Origin of the sequence: Pandoraea anapnoica (assembly GCF_902459765.1) — a bacterium.
GTDB lineage: Bacteria > Pseudomonadota > Gammaproteobacteria > Burkholderiales > Burkholderiaceae > Pandoraea > Pandoraea anapnoica.
In genome coordinates, this window is sequence record NZ_CABPSP010000005.1 from 90,482 (window position 1) to 110,007 (window position 19,526).

Sequence of the window (19,526 nt, forward strand, 5' to 3'; positions counted from 1 at the left end):
TTGTTCGGCGCACCACGGGCAGACACGTTCCGCCTTCCCGTGAGCGCCACCGCACAGCTTCCCGGCATCGCCGTTCAGGCGACGGTCGCCTCGTCGGTACGCGAGTCGCCCTTGTTGTCGGTCCACGTCACCGCGACCTTGTCGCCCTTCTTGCCGCCCTTGAACTTGAACGACATGAACGGATCCTTCGACACGGCGGGACCCCATTCGGCCGTCAGCACCGTCTTGCCGTTGCAGGTGACCGTGACCGTCTGGATGAAGTGTGCGGGGACGATGTTACCGGAAGCGTCCTTGCGCTGGCCGGTTTCCATGATGTGGCTCATCAGCGCCTTCACTTCGACGACACCGCCGGCCTCGGTTGCGCGAATGCGCATCGGATTACCCATGTTGTGCTCCTCTAGCCTTATACGATGCGTCGCTCAACCGCCGCAGCCACCCAGCGTGACCTTGATTTCCTTCTCGGCCACGAGGTACTTGTTGTCTGCCTTGACCAGCGCGTAGACCTTCGACGTCTGGCCCATCTTCACGCGCGTGGTGACCGACGGCTCGGTGCCATCGGGAATATCGAACGACGCGGCGAGCGTGTTCGGATTCTTCTCGATCAGGATGGCGATCGATTGCGTATTGGGGGCCTTGCTCGTGACGGCCACCGGCACGACCGCGCCGTTTTCGGCGATGTCGGGAGCCGTCAGCACGACCAGGTCGCTGGGGCTCGCGCTCGTGCCGCCGAGCGCCTTGACCGTATCGGCCACGCTCTTGGTGGCAAACGCCGCCTTGTTCCATTCCACCTGTGCCGCGCGGGCCTCTTCGGGCTTGATCAGCCCGGCGGCCACCGCCAGTCCCATTACCGCGGAAAACCGCAGCATGTCGCGTCGCTGTTGGTTCATCTCTGTGTGTTTCCTCTTTGAAGGCCGCCGGCGCACGTCTGAACACTTCATGCGTGACGCCGGCCGCCGTTCGCTCGTCCGATGTTCCGGCGAGCCCCCTGCCCCTGACTTACTTCGCCGGGGCGCCGGCCAGAACCCAATCCACCAGGATCTTGGCGTCAGCATCCGACATGTTCGGGTGTGCCGGCATCGGGATCGGACCCCAGACACCCGAACCACCACTCTTCACCTTCTTGACCAGCTTGGCCACCGCATCCTTGTCACCCTTGTACTTGGCGGCGACTTCCTGATACGACGGGCCCACGAGCTTCTTGTCGACCGCGTGGCAACCCATACAGGCGTTGGCTTGCGCGAGCTTGGTCGCAGCGGCGACATCGACACCTGCATGAGCCAGCGTGGTACCGGCGAGCATGGCCGCAGCGATGAGCATCTTCTTCATTCTTACTCCTTCGGTTTGTGTTGGGGACGGGGTCCTGCGGCGGCCTGGAGAATCGGCGCATCCGTCGGACACCCTGCCCGCTCAATGTGCACCACGAAGAATCCAGTCGACCATCGTACGGATATCGGTCTCTGCAACCTGTGATTGCGGCGGCATAGGCATGCTGCCCCAATTACCGGCACCTCCGGCACGTATCTTCGCCACCAGTACATCAGTCGCATTCGACTGCCCATGGTACTTGGCGGCGACCTCCGAGAAGGCGGGCCCGATCTTCTTGTCGGTAACGCCGTGACAGGCCAGACAACCGTTCTTATCCGCAAGCGTTGCTGCCGGTGACGTCGCAGCGGCGGTTTGGGCCGGCGCGTCCGGACTCGCCATACCGAGCGTGGCGAGAGCCGCAGTCCTGCGCACCGACGCATTTTGCGCGGCGGTACCCGACAGCGGCGGCAGCTTCGTATCGACACCACGCACCGGGCCGATGACCCGGTTTTGCGCGGCCAGATCTCCATGTGCGTCGCGGGCGTACGCAGGGAGTGCGGACGTCACGATACCAGCCTCAGGGCAATCCTGCATACACGCCTTGTTATGGGTATCCGGTTTGTCGCCCACGCGCCACATGCCGTGCGCACGCGTCATACCGTTGCGATTGGGCATCAGTTTTTGCACGTCGCCGATGTTCTTATCCGACAGCACGAAGTCCGCCGGTACGATCTCGCCGAGGTTCAGGATGTAGGCCGTCACCGCGTACACCTCGTCGGGCGTGAGCGAGCGCGGCGCATTCCACGGCATGGCGCGACGGATGTAGTCCCACATGGTGGAGACCGTATCGACCTTCATGAGCGTGGTGCGCACCGGCTGATTGTTCGCGCGCAGCGAGGCGACGTGACCCGTCTTGATATCGTCGGCCGTCGTGCCGCCCACCAGTGGATTGAAGACCTCGTTGCTCTCACCGAACGTGCCGTGGCACGACGCGCAGCGCGCATCGAACAGCTTTTGCCCGTCGGCGACCGAACCTTGCCCCTTGGGGAGCCCCTTGAAATCGGGACGCACGTCGATGTCCCACGCACCGAGTTCGGCGGGTGTGGCGTCACGTCCGATACCGCCCGGGGCCTTGGTAGGGGATGCTGGCGTCGCCGACGATACGGATGCGGCCTGCGACGCCTGCGTTGCCTTCGCGGCGTGTGCAGGCGTTGCAAACCACGTGGCGACGGTCAATCCCGCCACGGTCAGCGCACCGGCCCAGAGCGCGGCAATCGCAATGGATTGCGCGCGACGGCGCAGCGCTCTCATGGACACGCGCATGGGCATACGCTCAGTCGACGTGAACATTGGTCACCTCCCCGTTCGCTGCCACTTGCCACGTCTGGATCGCATTGTTGTGATAGATCGACTTGGTGCCGCGCACTTCGCGCAGCTGCCGGTAGCGCGGCTGCACAAAGCCGGTCTCGTCGACGGCACGGCTTTGCAGCAAGGCGGGTGAGCCGTCCCACTGCCAGTCGAAGTTAAAGCGCGTGAGGCATTTCGGGAGCACCGGCGATTCGAGCCGCGCGGTGCGCCAGGACTTGCCGCCATCGGTGGAGACGTCCACGCGTTTGATCCGTCCTCTGCCCGACCATGCAAGGCCCGTCACATTGAAGTAGCCCCGGTCGAGCAGGGCCTGTCCGCCCGAGGGCGAGGTGATGACGGATTTGCACTCCTGAATCGACGTGTACTGACGGTGCTGGCCGTCCGGCATCAGATCGACGTAGTGACTGGTTTCATCCTTGGTATTCCACGGCGCATCGCCGACTTTGATGCGACGCAGCCATTTCACCCATGACACGCCCTGCACACCCGGCACCACCAGACGCAGCGGGTAGCCATTCTCCGGGCGCAGCATTTCGCCGTTCATGCCCCAGGCGACGAGCACGTCCGAGAGCGCCGCCTCCATGGAGATCGTACGGGTCATACCGGAGCCGTCGCCCCCTTCGGCCAGCACGAACTGGCCTTTCTTCGTGTCGGCGCCCACATCGTCGAGCAACACGGACAGCGGCACGCCGGTGAACTCGCAGCACGACAGCATGCCGTGCGTGTACTGGACGGTCGGCACGGCGGCGTTGCCCCACTCCATGCCGGTGTTCGCGCCGCATTCGATGAAGTGCATGCGCGAGACGGACGGCAGTCGCATGATGTCGTCCATCGTGTACACCTTCGCTTCGCGCACGAGGCCGTGCACCATCAGCCGGTGCTGCGTCGGATCGATCTCCTGCCAGCCCTGATGATGACGCTCGAAATGCAGGCCGCTGGGCGTGATGATGCCGAACAGGCCCTGAAGGGGGGTGAAGGCGACGGAGGCCTGCGCCGTCTGCGTAAGCCCCGGCGACTGACGCCGTTGCAGGTTCGCCTCGAACTTCGACGGCATGCCATAGGGACGCGCCGCCACCGGCTGGCCGAGCGACGTAGCCCACGGGCGCGGCTCGAGAATCATGGGATCGCCGGCTCGCGGCACGCCTTTGGGCGCGTCGGCAGCAAACGCCGCACCGCCCGCGAGTGCCGCGCCTGCGGCGAGGAAACTGCGTTGCAGAAAGCCACGTCGCGAGGGATTCAATCCGTCGCGCGTGACGTCGGCAGCGAACGTGCCGTCGATGAAATTCTCCGGAGCACGGCGCAAACGGCCGGCTCGCGATGCACCATCGCTTGTCTTGCTCACCCCTGTCTCCTCGCGTTTTGTGGCATCCGCCAGCATCGCGAGGACACTGGCGGGTTACAGCTTATGTATTAATTTCCGCGTGGCATGAAGCCATCGACGGCACGCTCTGGCAGCGCCTCCTCCTCGATGCGGCCGGCCACCTGCACGCACACGGCGCGACAGATCTCGACCACCCCGGTATCCGCAATCGTGTAGTACACCTGGTTCCCGTCGCGACGCCGCGAGAGCACCCCCGCCTGATACATCGCGCCGAGATGCCGGGACACGTTGGTCTGCGACGAACCCACTTCCGTCACCACCTCGTTCACCGAGCGCTCGCCTCCGCACAGCGCGTGCAGGATCTTCAGCCGCGTCGGCTCGGACAGCAGGCTGAAGTAGTGCGACACCTTTTCGAATACGCGATCGAGTTCTTCCATGACGGTCAGTCTTCAAGTTCGTGCGAAGGCACATAGAATTTCGTATATGCCTACATACGCATATACGGATAATCAAAATAACAGGCGAAGGAAGCAAGCTGCACTGCAACATATCGGACACCGATCTATCGGCTACGCGATGATCGAGAGCGTCCGAAAATGCGAAGTTTCCGTGTATACCGCGGGATATAGCGCGCGACGCTGCAACCGACTGCGAGACGCACGTCGCCAGCGGCGTCGGAAGACGCGTCGGAACACACGAAGACAGAGGGAGCGTCGGCATCAGGGAAAAACCTGATAAGAAAATTGATGAGGGACGACACAAACAGTCGGGGCGACGCTCATGCAGCTATTGCACGAGCGTCGCCCCGCAGCATGCTACCGGACCCGGCCGTCCCCCGCTTACTCGAACTGATACGACCAGTTCGCGTTAAAGCGCAGCGGGCGGTTCGGTGAGTTGGTCGGCGCGTCTGCCATCGGCTTGGCGACCGACAGGTCAAGCGTGTAGTACTTGCTGTCGGAGATACGCACACCGAGGCCCACGGACGCCAGTTGGTTGTGGAACAGCTGACCGGCGTTCAGATAGACGCGGGCGGTGTCGAGCAACAGATACGGCTGAACCGTCTTCAGATACCGGAAGTCGGTGCGGAACATGCGGTTCAGCTCGATGGACGCCCCCCAGCCCTTGTCCGCCGCGATTTCGCCAGCCGGATAGCCCAGACCGTAGCGCTGACCGCCGAACGTGGCCTGTTCGGACGTCGGCAACGTGTTGCTGCTGTACTGCGCGCCCGCCGAGACGACGACGCCGAAGTCCCACGGCAACACCACCCCTTGCTTGGCGTCGAGGTTAAAGCGCCAAAAGGCGAGATCGTACGGCCCGAGAATCTGCTGTATGCCCGCGGGCTGCGTCGTGTACGACTGGCTCGCCCCCATCCCGTTAAAGCCCTTGAACACGCCCAGCGTGGCGCTGCGCGTTTGCTTTTCCGTCACTTCGTTGTACGCCAGTTGCACCTGCCCGGCGCGAACGTTCGTCTGCGAGTTGATGTTGTTCGGCGAGTTCGGCACTTCGTAACGGTCGCGTGAGTTCACGCCATACATGCCGCCGCTGACCGTCAGGCTGCGCTGGTTGTTGAGCAGAATCGGGTACGACAGACTCACCGCGACGCGCTTGGTGTCGAGGTGACGCGTGAGGCCCGCGAGCGCCTGATCGTCCGGCTGACCGCGATAGTGCGAGGCATCGACCCGCGCCTGAAGCCCGTTCGAGCCCAGCGGCTGCAAGTACGACGCCGCGTAGAACTCTTCGTCGTTGTGTCCCTTCGGAGCGATGGCCGTCAGTTGGATCTGTTCGCCCAGCGGCGTGAGCGCGTTGCTCGTGACGGTGAAAACACCGCGAATGCCCGGGTTGTTATACGAGAGCGATGTGCCCAGCGCGACGGGCTGACGCTGAACGTCGAGCGACAGCTCGGTCGCGCCATCGGTCTGCGTGGGCGGCTGCACGTCGGCCTTGATCTTCATGCCGGGCACGAGCGTGAGCAGATTCAGATAGCGCTCGAACGTCGCGCGCTTGAGCGGGCGTTCCGCCTCGATGTGCGCGGCGATGTCGCGCAGCCGCGGCTCCGACGGCCCGGGCTTGCCGCTGATCTTCGTGCCGGAGATATACCCTTCGACGATGGTCACGCGCACGAAACCGTCGTTGAAATCCTGCGCGGGCACGAAGGCGAACGACAGCAGGTAGCCCGCGTCCTGATACATCTTCGTGACCTGATTGGCCTTCTCGACCAGATCGCCGATGGTGACTTCCTTCCCGGCCATCGGCGAGAACAGCGCCGCGATCTGATCGAACGGCAGCGACTTCACGCCTTCGATACCGAAACGCTGAGGGGTGATCTTGCGCGCGAGCAACGACTTGAGCGCGTCTTCCTGCGTCGGCGGCTGAATGTGGATGGTGGCCGGTGCGGCCTTGGGTGCTTCGATCTTCGGCAGACTCTGCATTGGATCGCCGCGCACCGGACTGGCATCGGCCCAGGCGTATTGCGTGCCGAGCAGACTCAGGGAGCAAAGCGATATGGCGACAATCTCGGCAATGCGTACGGCACTTCGGCGTACAGAATTGCGATGTACGACATGACGATTGCGAACAGACTTGACCGAGTCCTCACGCGTGACGCGTGACGCAAGACGGGACTCTCCCTGGCGATACGCCATCCCTATGCCCCCCAAACGCTTATTTTTTCGTGGAGCCAGTGTAACCGCGAGGGGTGAGGCCCCGTCAACGGGGGAAACCGGGGGATTGCAGCGCGCCGACAACACGTGCGTCGGGCAAGTCGTAAGGACGTAGGTTGCGCCGCTTAGAGACTCCCCTCCAAACGCGATTCGACCGTGTTGGATGTCGCCAAAACCCGCCGGAACGTGGCGTCAGGCCAGCATGTCTGCCCAGATGCCCTGCGCCCATGCGAGTCCCAGCGCGAATTCCTCTCGCGTGGCCCGTGACGATGCGCCACCCGTGCCTTGCACCGGCATCATGGTGTGCTGCGCTGCGTCATAGCGATGCACGCTGGCGACGTGCATCGCTTCGGCGGACGAAACGAACGTATAACAAGTGTTGCTGTATAGCGGCTCGGGATTCACCGGACGACCGGAAAGCGTCGCGACGATGGCCGCCGCGCAGACCTTGCCGTGCTGATTGGCCATGTGACCCGATTTCGGCATTTGCGGCGCGATCTGGATGGCGTCGCCGAGGATATGGATGTCGGGCTGCGCAGCGGACGCAAAGGTCAGGAAGTCGACGTCGCACCAGCGGCCGTTGGCCGTCGCCAGTCCGCTTTGCACGGCGATGTCACCCGCGCGCATCGGCGGAATGACGTTCAGCACGTCGGCGCGGATTTCCTCGCCCAATTCGAAGCGCGCCAGCGGCGTCTTGCCGTCGGCCACGACCTCCGTGCAGTTGAACTGCGGGTGGTACTCGACCATGCCTGCGAATTGCGTTCGCCAGACGTCATGAAACTGCTCCGCCTCGGCTAGGACCTCGTCGTTGGCGTCGAAGATCATGACTTTGGCGCGCGGATTGTGCTGCCGCAGCCATGCCGCCGCCTGACACGCGCGTTCGTACGGCGCGGGCGGGCAGCGGAACGGCGCTTCGGGAATCGTGATGGCGAACACGCCACCGTCGGGCATCGCCTTCAGCCGCGCGTGCAGCGTGGCGCTCTCGCGGGCGTCCGTCCAGCCGACGGGCAGCGCCTCGCGCATCGCGGCGTCGTTCAGCCCGGCGATGGCGTCGCGACGAAGCGAGACACCGGGCGCGACGATCAACTTGTCGTAGGCGAGGCTCGCGCCGTCTGCCAGTTTGACCTGCTTGCGCGCCGCGTCGATGGCGGTGGCACGCGTGCGTCGCCAGGCCACGCCGTGCCGCGACACGAGCCGGTCGTACGGCACCGTGAGGTCGCTTACACGCAAGTTGCCGCCGACGACGAGATTCGATAACGGAGACGAAACGAAGGCGTGATTCGGTTCCACGAGCGTGACGTCGATCGTGGTGCCGGAGAGCACGCGCAGCGCCTTGGCCGCCGTGGCACCGCCGAACCCACCGCCAACGACGACCACGCGGGCGCGGCCTTTGACAGGCGTCGGCCATAGTGGCGCAGCGAATGCGGTGCAAGGGCTGGACATGCCGACCGTCCCGGCGAACGCGGCTGTCGAACTCAGGCCGAGAAGGAATTGGCGGCGGTGCATACGCGGGCGGACTATCGAGACGATGGAGAGGGTTTGGGCTGCGCAGCGAAGTACGCGGCGATGCGCTGCAATTCGTCCTCGCGATAGCCCCTGAGCAGTTGCGGCATCAGCGTCGCGGGACGCTTTCCGTCACGCATGGCCCGGAGCGAGCCCATCAGTTCCGCCGACGGGCGCCCATCCAGTGCGGATAGCGTCGCCTTACCCGCGCTCACCGGGGCCGATGCATTGTGGCAACTCATACAAGCCATCGCCCAATCGCGCGCCTGCCAGTCCGGTTCGGCGCGCGAAGACTGCGCCACCGAAGGTGCGACGTACACCGGAGATGCCGCACGTACGCCCGAAGCGGGCAACACCTCGTCCGCCGATGCAACACCCGATACGGCAAACCCAAGGCTTGCCGTCAAAACGAACGCCGCCGCAATCGTCCGGGTCGCCTTGCGGCGAAGGGGACGATTGCGGCGGCGTGTGTCCGGGCAATGCCCGGCAAGCATGCGCAAGGAGAAGCTCCGCAGCGCTACGTCGATCAGTTGCCGGTCTTGTTCGACGGACCCGGCTTGACCGGTCCTTCGCTGATCGGCGCGGGCGACGAGAGCGGCTTGGCCGTCACGGTGTCGTTGCCGATGGGGGTGGTCGTGACCGTGGCCGCATTAGCGTCCTCCTGCACCGGCGCCGGGTTCTTCTCGGCTTCGGTCGACAGGCGTTGCGCCTCTTCCGGCTTCACGTATTCATACAGCTTGACGACCTTCTGCACGCCGTCGATGCGGCTCGCCACATTCGCGCCGATGGTGCCCTCTTCCTGCGACACCAGCCCCATCAGATAGACGTCGCCACGCTCCGTCACGACCTTGAAGACATTGGCCGAGATTTCCTTTGTGTTGATCAGGTTCGCCTTGACCTTGCTGGTGATCCACGCGTCGTTCGAGCGCGAGCCGAACGAACTCTTCGGCCCGATGGCCAGTTCGTCGACGATGCCGCGCACGTTGCTGATCTGCTTGACGATGTTCACGGCCGCCTGCTTGGTCGCGTCGTTCGGCACTTCGCCGGTGAGCAGCACGCGACGGTTGAAGACGGTCACGTTCACATGCACGGCATCGTCGGTCAGCGTATTGGCGATGTTGGCTTCGGCCTTGACCTGAATCTCGCGGTCTTCCGTCTGCGCGCCGACCGAGCGACGGTCGGTGGCGACGAGTGCGCCTGTCGCGGCGCCGCCGAGGATGATGGGGGCGCAACCGGCGAGGGTTGCGGTAATCAGGGCTGCCGCGATCAGCGGCTTAATCAGACTTTGCAGACTTTGAACGCTTTGGGCGCGTCGGAAACTCATCGGGCTTTCTCCTTCCAGGATGTTCGGACGGGACGGCCCCCGCCGCGCCCGGTCGGCACCGCTCGCCCCCGCGACCCGGTGCCCGTCACATGATCTTGACGCCTTAAGATGACAATAGGTTCACTCGTCGCCAAGCAGCATCGAGTCAATCAGGTCGCACAGGCAGTGAATCGTGAGCAGGTGCACTTCCTGAATACGGGCCGTGCGCTGGGCCGGCACGCAGATGTGCACATCCAGTTCGCCCAGCACGTCGTTAGTCTTGCCGCCACCCTTGCCCGTGAGCGCGATCACATGCATGCCGCGCTCGTGCGCGGCCTCGATCGCCTTGAGCACATTGCCGGAGTTGCCCGACGTGGTGATGGCCAGCAGCACGTCGCCTTCCTGGCCGAGCGCGCGGACCTGCTTGGAGAAGATGACGTCGAAGTTGTAGTCGTTGCCGACGGCCGTCAGGATCGACGAGTCCGTGGTCAGGGCGATAGCCGGCAGTTCGGGGCGTTCGCGCTCGAAGCGGCCGACGAGTTCGGCAGCGAAGTGCTGGCAGTCGGCGGCCGAGCCACCGTTACCGCACGCGAGAATCTTGTTGCCGTTGGCGAGGGCCTCGACCATGACGTCCGCCGCGGCGGCGATATGGTGAGCCAGTTCGTCGCGCGCGGCCAGCTTGGTCTCGACGCTATCCGTGAAGTGTTGCTGAATTCGTTCGATCGACATGGTCGTTTGCCAGGGTGTCGCAAAAGCTGCCAGCCTTGCGTGGGCTGGCGTTCAGATGCCGTCAGGGTTGAAAAGCGGCGATTTCGCAAGTGTAACAGGGCCAGCGGGCAAGGGTTCGGGCACGCGCTCGCTCAGAGATCGTCCGTCCGAAAGGCGTCGGGCAGCCAGTGCACCACGGGCGGACGCCCGTCGAACGTCACCACATCGAAGCGGCATCGCGCCGCCGGACGCCGCAGCAGGTAGTGCCGGGCGGCGAGTGTGAGGCGTCGCTGTTTCGCGAGCGTGATGCTTTGCGCCGCGTCACCGAAGTTGCTGCGCGCACGGGCGCGCACCTCGACGAATACCAGCACACCGGTTTGATCCCGCATAATGAGGTCGATTTCGCCGCCCCGGCACTGATAATTGCGGGCGACGAGCCGCCAGCCGCGCCGCTCCAATAGCGCCTGCGCGTGCCCCTCGAACGAAACTCCTAGCTGATTCGACATGGTTGTTCCGATGTTTTCCGTGACCGGCAAGGCCGGCACTGTCCGAATTCCGATGCACGACATGCGCCGCATGCCGGTGCCCACACATATGGAAGGCCGATGCAATGGATGAGCGACTGATGTCGCTGGCCGAGGGTCAGCACTATCCCCCGGGCACCCTGTATGTGGTGGCCACACCGTTGGGCAACACTGCCGACATCACCGTGCGGGCCCTGCACATCCTCGGCATGGTCGACGCCATCGCCTGTGAAGATACGCGCAACAGCGCGTTGTTGTTGCAGCGTTACGGCATCGATAAGCCGCTGATTGCGGCCCATCAGCACAACGAAAACGAAGCAGCGACGCGGCTCGTGGAGCGCTTGCGCGGTGGCGAGCGCATCGCCTACATTTCGGACGCCGGTACACCGGGCATCTCGGATCCGGGAGCACGACTGGTCGATGCGGTGCGCGCGGCGGGCCTCGGCGTGGTGCCTGTGCCGGGCGCAAGCGCGGTGATCACGTTGCTGTCGGCGGCGGGCGCGTGGGTGGAAACGTTCACGTTCGTGGGCTTTCTGCCGTCGAAGTCGCAGCAACGCGCTCAGGCGATTACTGCCCTCTCCGGGGCAACGGCGGCGCAGGTGTTTTACGAAGCACCGCACCGGATCGTAGAGACGGTGGCGGCACTGGCCGAGGGGCTGGGCGGCGAGCGTCGCCTGCTGATCGGACGCGAATTGACCAAGCGCTTCGAAGACATTCACGAGTGCGCGCTGAGCGAGGGTGTCACGTGGTTGAAGGCGGACCCGAACCGTCAGCGCGGAGAATTCGTGCTGGCGGTGTCGGGTGCAGCAGCCAGCGAGAGCGACGACGGCGTGGATACCGAGGCGCAGCGCGTCCTCGCGTTGCTGGTCGCGGAACTGCCGACGAAGAGCGCCGCCAAGCTCGCGGCCGCGATTACGGGCGCACCGAAGAACGCGCTGTACGAGCGGGCGCTGGCGCTTAAAAACGGCTGATCGCGACACGTCCGGCCGCCGCATTCAAGCACGAAAAAATCGGAAATCTCTGGTGGGATTCTCGGCCATCTCCCAAAGCCGGGCATCGACAAACGACCTATGATTGACTCGTTCTCAGGGTCTCGGCCAATGCGCGCAAGCGGATGATCCGTTCACGCGCCGGCGAAACGCCGATGAGTTCGAAGCTTGACGACTTATGACCTGCATAAGGTCTACCGCAACGCCAACGAGCGATTGACATCGGTGCGCAAATGCCCCCGGCTGAACCGGGGGCATTTGCATGAGCGGTTAGCCCTCAAGCAGATCCCTGACCAGCGGGCCGTAGAACTCGTGCGTCAACGCCCGCAAGACGACCGGGCCAGCTTCGCGAATCGCATCGGCGTCGTCTTCCATGCCGGTGTCCTTCAGGTGGGCCTTCACCCGCTGCTCAAACGCCTCGGCATCCGCTGTGATGTCGGTCAAAGCATCCTCCGCCTTCGCAAATGCCTCCGGATATTTGTTTTTGATGGCTTTCTGCATGGGGGCGGAGTTCGACAGGTAAGCGTCGAAATGCGTCTTCTCCTCGGCCAATACTCGCGCCTTTGCGGCCACCAGATCCGCCTCCGTCACGCCCGAGATCGCGAAATAACGCATGTCGGTCGCATCGGTCGGCAACGACAGCGGACCGCGCAACTTCACCTGATAAGCCAGATATACGTCGATTTCGTCGCCACCGCCCATCGCCCTGAACTTCTCGCGCGCGATCCGTTCGAGAACCTCAAGGTCGAACAAGCCGCGCATGGTCTCTCGCAGCAGCTTCGGATCGTCGTTGTACACGCCGTTTGCAGCATCGGAGGCTAGCAACACCTGCTTCATCTGACCATGGGCGTACGTTACGCGGTCTTCGCACGACGCGGTCGCGCACAAGCTGACAGGGAACGTATCGTCGCGCAGCGCCTTGTCGGTCTCCAACCGTTCCAGCCATTTCCGCACCCGCGCACGGAATGTCGGCTCGTTGAAATTCACCGTGCGACGCAACCGATCGAGGAACGCGGAAAAGTCCTTCGCATTCATCTCCTTCGCGAAGGCCTCCCATACCTGTCGATGTGCGTCCTGTGTCAGCGCCGGGAACCAGTCGAACACGGCATCGGCGAGCGGGCGCGCCGCCAGATCGGCAAACGGATTCGCCATCGAGAAATAGATTCGCGCGTCGTTATTGACTTGCGGACGCGCGGCCCATTGCGTGATGCGTTCCTCGGGAATCGGATTCTCTTCCAGGTAAACGTTGAGCCGCCGCGCGAAGAGGTTCGCCGTCGGGTTTTCGCCACGCCAGCCCGCCACCGACGCGGGAATGTTGGTGAACTGGTTTCGGTCCAGATTAAGCGTCAGCAAGTTCGGCGCGTGCGGTAACCCGCCGAGCGTGGCGATACGGTTGTTGCGCACATTGAGGGTTCGCATCGTATTCATGCGATGTTCGGAGGTCACCGGAAATCGCGTCAGATCGTTGCCCGCGAGATTCAGGGTCGTCAGCGCAGGCAATTCAAGCGGCAGCTCAATCTCCTGAAGCCGTCGGTTATTCAAAATTTCGACCACCAGGACGTTGGGCAGCGCATTCAGCGCATTGACGGCGCCCGGCGGCGCAGACTCTACGATGACGGAGCGCAGCGCGGAATTGCCGTCCATCCCCAGATTGCGAATCCCGTGGCAGCCATAGGGAATGCGGATGGTGTGCGCATTCGTCGCATCGATGACGACGTCGGTCGCGCGTCCCGCGACAGGCATGCTGAATTCACGCGGCACCCGTACGCCCTTGAGGACGAACGACTTGATCCTCGGCAGTTCCACGGGCAGTGTGAGATCGATGGGGCCAGTAATGCGCAGAGTTCTCAGGTGTGGCATCACCGTCGGCAGTTCCAGACGACCCACTTCCGATGCATGGATGGTCAGACTGCCGATATTGCGCGGTATCCGATTCGGTCCGAACAGCGCCAGCACGTCTTCCGCTTGTACCCGTTCGAACGACCATGCGGGTGGCACGCCCTCAAGAATGCGCGCCAATGCGATCTGTTTGACCTGATCGGTCGACAGCTTTCCCCTGAGCGGGCTGTACGTCGTGAACTTCGCCAGGTATTCGCTCGCCGCTCGTTGTGTCGGGAATATCCCGGCATCGACCAGCATCTTCGATGCCGGTTTGCGGGTATCGATAGGCGTTCGCAGAAACTGACCCAGCTCGACGGGCGTCGAGCCGGAGAGCAACCGTCGTTGCGCAAGCCACTCGCGTGCGTCACCGTTTATCTGCATCGCCGAAATGTCGAACTGACTTAGGTAATCGCGGACTTCCCTATCGCTCGCAAACTCCCCGGACGCGACGAGCATCTGCTCCGCCGTCATCCCTTCGCTCCTGTGCACCGACATCGCCTCGGTTTGTCGCAGGTACGGATAAGCCCACTCCGGTGTGCGTCCGAGCCCCATACGGTCGTTGGCCAAACGCGTGCGCGCAGACGCATCGAGCGCGTCGAACGAGGACAGATATCGGTCCGCCGCCTCAGGACTATCGAAGACTCCCTTGGCGGCCAGCACCTCCTCGGGGGCAAACATGCCGTCGACGGTCTTCGCATACTTCGCCGCCCACATCGGGCGTTCCCGCCTGGACAAGGCCAGATCGAACCAGTCCCACATGGCGGCGTTCGGGAATTCAAACTGATCCCGATTCAGCCGCAATGACGAATCAACGGCACCCGCCGATTTCCCCAGTACCTCGACCGGCGTCTGACCCATGATGCCGAAGATTTGCCCGCGTTCGGACGCGCGAACATAGCGGCGCGCCCAGTCCGGGACTTTCAGCCCGCCGTGCATTTCCTGCACGAGCGCAAGGCGTCGCGAACCCTCTACTCCCGGAGGGAAAACGAAGGCATCCAGGAAAACACGTGCATCGCGGGCGGACATGCCGAGGTCGAGCAGATAATTGACAGGGTCGGCAATCCGGGGACGTTTGGCCGACGTCGGCGCGCCCCCGAGCAGTCCACCGTCATCCCACTGCCAGCGGCCGTTGCTGAACGTCACCGGCACACCTGGCCCGTTCAAGCGCTGCGGATCACGCACGCGCACTGTCGACCACGCATTGTCGGAGAACACTTCGAACACGCGGCCGCGGTCCTTGATGTAATCGCGCCCGTCGTGTTCGTAACGCACGCCGCCGCTCACTGTGCCGGTGCGGATCGGTGTCGGGCGGGCGGCCCCGATATCGATCCCGTGACGCGCCAATGTATCGCGCAAATGCCCGGCATCGTCGAACGCCGCACGCTGGCCCTTGACCTGATTCAGCACATCGCTCACTTCCCTCGCGTTGGCGAAGTGTGCCTTCCCCGCCCACTTGAGCAGACGCACCGGATTTACCACACGCAGCGCCTGCCCGATATCGAGCGTATCCGCCCACAGGAACGCCACGTCGAGCAGCGCACCACTCATGTCGCCCCGGCGGGCGTTCGATACCGCGCTCTCGATATCGATACCGGCGAGCACCGCCGTATCGAGCCCGCACAGCAGAAAACCGGCGCCGCCTGTCGTCGCGACGCAAAGCGGCATCGCCGCATATCGAAGCCCCTTCACCACCTCGCCCCAGATCACTTCCGCACGGCTCGTGGTGCTTTCCTGCGCGTTAGAGATGCGGTCGAGCAGACGCCGGTCACTCAAGCTTGCGAAATCCGTCAGCGCCTGCGTCTTCACGCGGGAAGCATCGACGCCCTGGCCGTGGTTCAACGCGTCGTCGATCACGACGCGATCCCTGCGGAGCACCCGCTCACGCAAGTCGTCGTCGTACGGCGACTGATGCATGACCTTGCGATATTCATCCAGCGGCAGCCATTCGGTGCCGTATGGCCCCTCCGGCAACCACACGAAATCGCGGCGCAGCACCTCACCTGCCGTATCGCTCGACGAACGCTTACGCTGCGTGAACACCAGCAGCCCTGGGATGCGGCGATCGCCGATCGACATTTCGCTGATGAAGGTATCCCCGCTCGCGACTTGCTGCGGCAAGCCATCGACGAGCGCCGTCATCCACGAGGCATCCTGCTGCCCGATACGGCCGTTCGCGATCTCCTGCGAGAGTGTCACCCGCAATTGCGTACGAATCGCGGCTTGCGTCAGGAGACGAAATGTCTGCGACTCGGCGTCGGTCGATGCCAGCCAGTCACGCAGATGCCTGATGAATGCATCGCCTGCATAGGTCGCGCGCAGGTTGCTCTCAAGACTTTGCTTGTACGCGGGTGAGCTCAGACGAGCCGCGACCTCCGCGTTCTCGGCCGAAATCTGCGCATCAAGCTGGAAGTTGTTCGTGTGCGCAAGCACGTTGTCGCCGTGCCCGCGATAGCCTTCGAGCACCCAATCCGTCACCGTCATGTTGCGCCCGTTGAAGTCGATGAAAACCTGGTCCGCGTCGATTTCACCGAGATCGGACAGTCCCTCACCGCGCAGTCCGCGCGTGAGCTTGGCACTCTCCATGCGACGCGTAAATTCGCGCAGCGGCGGCAGATGTTCGTCCTCGTAGGCTTTGAAGTGACGCTCAAGCGCAGCGGCATCGACCAGTTGCGACGTCAGACCCGGCACTTTCGCCAGCGGTTCGAGCTGTTGCGTATGCAGCTCCAGTTGCCGCTGCGCCCACGCCTGCATGCGCACGGTGAGGCGCTCGCCCTCGTACGCCTCGAACCGGAGGTACTCGGGCTTCCAGTTCGCCGGGTTTTCGGCTTGCGTCTGGAAAAACTTGCGCAACGCGGTGCGATCGCGCGGCGCAGCCGATTCGAGCGCGACCTGCGGCAGCAAGCGCAGCGCATCGTCACCACCGGTCGTGATCGTCGCCGGGTTCATCTCACCGGCCAGCGCGTTGCGCATGCGCGCCACGTCGAGGTACTGAAACAGCTCTTGTCGACTGTTGAATACCGACCAAGTCTTTTCAATGGGCCGGTACAACACGACACAGTTGTTCGGATCAGCGTCCGGACGCGGCTTGTCGGTGAAGACCAGCCAGGGGGCCAGCGCAATTTCCGTCATGCCCGGCGGTGCGAGGCGCAATTCCCCGACGCTGACGTCCGGCGCATCGCTTATCGCCTTGTGCATCAGGTCAAGCGCGCGAACCCACGCGTCTCTGCCTCCCGTCAGATGTCCTTTGAGCTTGGCTTCCAGAATATCGCGATGAAGTTCGCTCTCAAGGAACGCAGCGAGGTGGATCTTCAGCGATGGAATGTTGGACGTCATCGATGTCAGGCGCTCTTGCGACGACGTGCGGCACTCACTGGCACCGAGCAATTCACGCATGCGTCGGGTCTGGTCCGCTGACGCGGGCACGCCGTCGATGAAGCCTTCGAACTTTTGCGGATCGCGTCGCGTATCGCCCGCCAGACAAGCTTCGATGAGGGTTTGGCGAGCGGTGACAGGCGTCGGAATACCGGGGATGGTGACGGGATACGTGACCGACCATGCGGCGGGTAAGCCGTCGAGCCCCAGGTTCGCAAACGCGGCGTAAATGCCATCGAGCGGTTGCGCGTCGTTGATGGCTTTCGAGAAACTGTCGAAGCGATCGTTAGCCTTTTGCACCGCGTGCACCCAGAGTTTCTGCTCCGACTCGGGCGCCCTTGATAGCCAGTCCAGCGCCGGATCGGTGCGCCAATGGGCGGGCAGCGCGCCGAAAAGCAGCTTCTCGTCGTTTGCCGACGCCGATTGCTGGTACTGAGCGACGGCGTCGATGATCTCGACGACGCGCGCCTTTGTCGCGCGATCTTCCGCTTGCTCGGTGCGCTGCTGTTCCAGCTTCTGCGCGGTACCGCTCGCGTCGACGGCGCGGCGCAATCTCCGGCGCGGCAGAACCTCGACGTCGTCCGGCACGTCGAATTCAACGAAATCGTTAGCGTCGCCAAGACTATCGAAGCCGTCGAAGCCGTCGAAGCCGTCGATGAGGTTCGGCCTATTGAAGTCGTTCGCGTATACCGCAGCGACGTTGTTGAAATCCAGACGCAGCACTTCCGTCACACTGGCGATCACTTGCGGCGCGTGAGGATCGGGCACGCCGCGCAGGATGGCTGTGATGGCGTCGAGCGTGGAACCCCACGTCCCGTTCCCGTTCGCGTGAACGCTGCCGGTCAGCGTGTCGATCAGCGCTCGTTGCAGTGACGTAAGCGCAGGTGCAGGCCGACCGGCTTGAGAAGCCGGTGACGGTTGTTCGCGCGACAGGCCGCGACTGCGCAACCATTCATAGCCAGCGTAGAGAGAGGCGCCGCCTAACGTCATCGTCAATCCCCCCGCGACCCACGTCCCGATGTTGCTCTGCGGCGCCTCCACGACCCGCACCGCACCTTCGATGTCGGCGGGCGCATGGATCGGCCTGCCATCGCGGAACTCCGCAAGAGGTGTGCCTTGCTCCACATCGGCGGATCGGGTGTCGGGCGGATCCGGCGCGAATATCGACGCTACGAACGCGCCGATCGGGCGGCCGATGTGACCTAACGCGCGCGACACCGACTGCAACGCACCACCATGCCGGGGGGCTGCGGACGTGGCCATCGAGAGTGGTCCGTCGCCCACGAATATGCCGTTGCCGATTTCGTCGCACGCCAGAGCATCCTGCACGAAGTCAAAGCGGCGCGGTTCCGGCAGGATTGGAGGAGCGAACGGTGCGAGTCCGACACGTTGTCTGTGTTGGGCGGTGCGCTCGCCTTTGGTCAGTTGCCAGAGGCCGATCGCTTGCTTTAGTTCGTGCAATTCGCGGCGCAGCACATCGCGCTTCGCCGGGTTGTGCTCGCTCAGCAGCGCTTGCTGTAGCTCGATCGCCCGCGCCTGACGCCCCAACTGGCGGCTTTGCGTACCGGTCTTGATGATGTCCTGCTGTGCGAGCATCGTGTCGCGTTTGGCCCGCAGCACGTCTTGCGCGGCGTTTGCCTGCCAATTGCCAAGCGCGAGTTCGGCGAGGCCGGCGTCCATGCCGCGGGTGTCGTTGTTCTCGATCCATGCGCGCGCATCCCGGTGTTCGACCGCCGCACGCTCGGCCCCGGCCGCGCGAACCAGCTGTGGATCGACCGACGTGGGACGGAATTTGCCGTAGAAGTGCGACAGCACTTCTCGCGTTGCCATCGCCAGCGGCTTTTCCACGCCGACTTTGCTCGGATCGAACTGTCTGGCGTTTTCCACTTCCTGCGAGCCGACCCAGTAGCCCACGGGCAGCATCCGCAAGACTTCGTCGGGATTGCGCTGCGGTGCGAGATTCAGCGCGTGTCGCAGTTGGAAGACCAATTTGCCGAAGTCGAGTAGCCGGTGCGCGTCGAGTCGTTCGACGTCTTTGAGCCACGAAGCGAGTGCCCGTGCCGACAACTCCGGGAAGATGGCGTGAAGCATCGCACCATGCGACAGGTTGTCTCGACACACGCCGATGAGCTTGTCGATGTCGTTGCTGGCAACGCCGGCCGCGCGCATTTCCGCGACGAGTTCCTGAAAGGCCGCTTCCCGCGCAGCCGAGTTCGTCGGCCCCCACTTGAGCAACGCGGAGAACGCACCGCCAAGCGCCAACCCGACGCCAAGAATCGGTGCACCGCCGCTGGCAAGACCCGCCGCCGCCCCAAGGACCGCGAAGCACGACAGTACGTCACGCTTCATGGTGGGCCAGGGATCGTGACGGGCTATCGAAAGCGAGTGCGCCCGGTCGTCGGAAGGTGTTGCAACGACAGGCGAAGACGCATCGAGGCGTGACTGATGCAACGCAGCCGACGTACTGGGAACACCATTTGAGACGTTAAGCATAAGACACTAAAAATCCAAATTCGAAAGCCAGGATTTTTTTGTGAATGCGTTAGCGCGTCTTTCAGGATCTGTCTCCCGCGCGGAAATTGCCCGATTTGA

General features: G+C 63.6%; 14 protein-coding genes. 1 reads left to right on the top strand and 13 read right to left on the bottom strand.

Annotation, left to right across the window (positions count from 1 at the left end; all coding sequences use genetic code 11):
• Positions 1-74 precede the first annotated feature (74 nt).
• The 12 genes from soxZ to PAN31117_RS10475 form a co-directional block, all read right to left on the bottom strand.
• Entirely contained in the window at positions 75-386 is a 312-nt protein-coding gene (gene soxZ / locus PAN31117_RS10420) for a thiosulfate oxidation carrier complex protein SoxZ (protein WP_044457410.1), read from the bottom strand.
• Between the two features lie 33 nt (positions 387-419).
• On the bottom strand, positions 420-887 hold the full coding sequence (soxY, locus tag PAN31117_RS10425) for a thiosulfate oxidation carrier protein SoxY (RefSeq protein ID WP_039393898.1): 468 nt from the start codon (positions 885-887) through the stop codon (positions 420-422).
• Positions 888-996: 109 nt separating this feature from the next.
• Positions 997-1,326, bottom strand: coding sequence for a c-type cytochrome (locus tag PAN31117_RS10430; RefSeq protein ID WP_046290128.1), 330 nt, complete (start codon positions 1,324-1,326; stop codon positions 997-999).
• An 81-nt stretch (positions 1,327-1,407) separates the two neighbouring features.
• The gene (locus tag PAN31117_RS10435; protein ID WP_246189016.1) at positions 1,408-2,655 is read right to left on the bottom strand and encodes a c-type cytochrome; all 1,248 of its coding nucleotides are present in this window, start codon (positions 2,653-2,655) and stop codon (positions 1,408-1,410) included.
• Positions 2,639-4,051, bottom strand: coding sequence for a sulfite dehydrogenase (soxC, locus tag PAN31117_RS10440; RefSeq protein WP_150738142.1), 1,413 nt, complete (start codon positions 4,049-4,051; stop codon positions 2,639-2,641). The genes PAN31117_RS10435 and soxC overlap by 17 nt, the downstream gene beginning before the upstream one ends.
• Before the next feature lie 32 nt (positions 4,052-4,083).
• Entirely contained in the window at positions 4,084-4,431 is a 348-nt protein-coding gene (locus PAN31117_RS10445) for an ArsR/SmtB family transcription factor (protein ID WP_150577994.1), read from the bottom strand.
• Between the two features lie 402 nt (positions 4,432-4,833).
• The gene (locus PAN31117_RS10450; RefSeq protein WP_246189018.1) at positions 4,834-6,423 is read right to left on the bottom strand and encodes a ShlB/FhaC/HecB family hemolysin secretion/activation protein; all 1,590 of its coding nucleotides are present in this window, start codon (positions 6,421-6,423) and stop codon (positions 4,834-4,836) included.
• Between the two features lie 423 nt (positions 6,424-6,846).
• Positions 6,847-8,160: an NAD(P)/FAD-dependent oxidoreductase gene (locus PAN31117_RS10455; RefSeq protein ID WP_150738144.1), complete on the bottom strand. Its 1,314-nt coding sequence runs from the start codon at positions 8,158-8,160 to the stop codon at positions 6,847-6,849.
• A gap of 11 nt (positions 8,161-8,171) precedes the next feature.
• Positions 8,172-8,657 carry a c-type cytochrome gene (locus PAN31117_RS10460; RefSeq protein WP_246189020.1) on the bottom strand — a complete coding sequence of 162 codons (486 nt, stop codon included), beginning with the start codon at positions 8,655-8,657 and terminating at the stop codon, positions 8,172-8,174.
• Between the two features lie 26 nt (positions 8,658-8,683).
• Positions 8,684-9,481 (bottom strand): BON domain-containing protein, encoded by a 798-nt coding sequence (locus tag PAN31117_RS10465; protein WP_150738145.1) that lies wholly within the window; start codon positions 9,479-9,481, stop codon positions 8,684-8,686.
• A gap of 120 nt (positions 9,482-9,601) precedes the next feature.
• Positions 9,602-10,189 (bottom strand): phosphoheptose isomerase, encoded by a 588-nt coding sequence (locus PAN31117_RS10470; RefSeq protein ID WP_039393910.1) that lies wholly within the window; start codon positions 10,187-10,189, stop codon positions 9,602-9,604.
• 131 nt (positions 10,190-10,320) lie between these two features.
• Complete coding sequence (locus PAN31117_RS10475; RefSeq protein ID WP_370855747.1) at positions 10,321-10,713, bottom strand: YraN family protein; 393 nt, start codon at positions 10,711-10,713, stop codon at positions 10,321-10,323.
• Between the two features lie 65 nt (positions 10,714-10,778).
• Between PAN31117_RS10475 and rsmI the strand changes: the two genes are divergently transcribed.
• Entirely contained in the window at positions 10,779-11,663 is an 885-nt protein-coding gene (rsmI, locus tag PAN31117_RS10480) for a 16S rRNA (cytidine(1402)-2'-O)-methyltransferase (RefSeq protein WP_150738146.1), read from the top strand.
• A 288-nt stretch (positions 11,664-11,951) separates the two neighbouring features.
• Here the strand turns inward: rsmI and PAN31117_RS10485 are convergent, their stop codons facing one another.
• On the bottom strand, positions 11,952-19,283 hold the full coding sequence (locus PAN31117_RS10485; protein WP_174990910.1) for an NEL-type E3 ubiquitin ligase domain-containing protein: 7,332 nt from the start codon (positions 19,281-19,283) through the stop codon (positions 11,952-11,954).
• Positions 19,284-19,526 lie beyond the last annotated feature (243 nt).

What these genes read in the sequence shown, in the direction of transcription:
- PAN31117_RS10430 (WP_046290128.1), bottom strand. Translation starts at nt 1,326, where the DNA reads ATGAAGAAGATGCTCATCGCTGCGGCCATGCTCGCCGGTACCACGCTG.
- PAN31117_RS10450 (WP_246189018.1), bottom strand. Translation starts at nt 6,423, where the DNA reads ATGCAGAGTCTGCCGAAGATCGAAGCACCCAAGGCCGCACCGGCCACC.
- PAN31117_RS10485 (WP_174990910.1), bottom strand. Translation starts at nt 19,283, where the DNA reads ATGAAGCGTGACGTACTGTCGTGCTTCGCGGTCCTTGGGGCGGCGGCG.
- PAN31117_RS10435 (WP_246189016.1), bottom strand. Translation starts at nt 2,655, where the DNA reads ATGTTCACGTCGACTGAGCGTATGCCCATGCGCGTGTCCATGAGAGCG.
- PAN31117_RS10470 (WP_039393910.1), bottom strand. Translation starts at nt 10,189, where the DNA reads ATGTCGATCGAACGAATTCAGCAACACTTCACGGATAGCGTCGAGACC.
- PAN31117_RS10465 (WP_150738145.1), bottom strand. Translation starts at nt 9,481, where the DNA reads ATGAGTTTCCGACGCGCCCAAAGCGTTCAAAGTCTGCAAAGTCTGATT.
- soxY (WP_039393898.1), bottom strand. Translation starts at nt 887, where the DNA reads ATGAACCAACAGCGACGCGACATGCTGCGGTTTTCCGCGGTAATGGGA.
- PAN31117_RS10445 (WP_150577994.1), bottom strand. Translation starts at nt 4,431, where the DNA reads ATGGAAGAACTCGATCGCGTATTCGAAAAGGTGTCGCACTACTTCAGC.
- soxZ (WP_044457410.1), bottom strand. Translation starts at nt 386, where the DNA reads ATGGGTAATCCGATGCGCATTCGCGCAACCGAGGCCGGCGGTGTCGTC.
- rsmI (WP_150738146.1), top strand. Translation starts at nt 10,779, where the DNA reads ATGGATGAGCGACTGATGTCGCTGGCCGAGGGTCAGCACTATCCCCCG.
- soxC (WP_150738142.1), bottom strand. Translation starts at nt 4,051, where the DNA reads ATGCTGGCGGATGCCACAAAACGCGAGGAGACAGGGGTGAGCAAGACA.
- PAN31117_RS10455 (WP_150738144.1), bottom strand. Translation starts at nt 8,160, where the DNA reads ATGCACCGCCGCCAATTCCTTCTCGGCCTGAGTTCGACAGCCGCGTTC.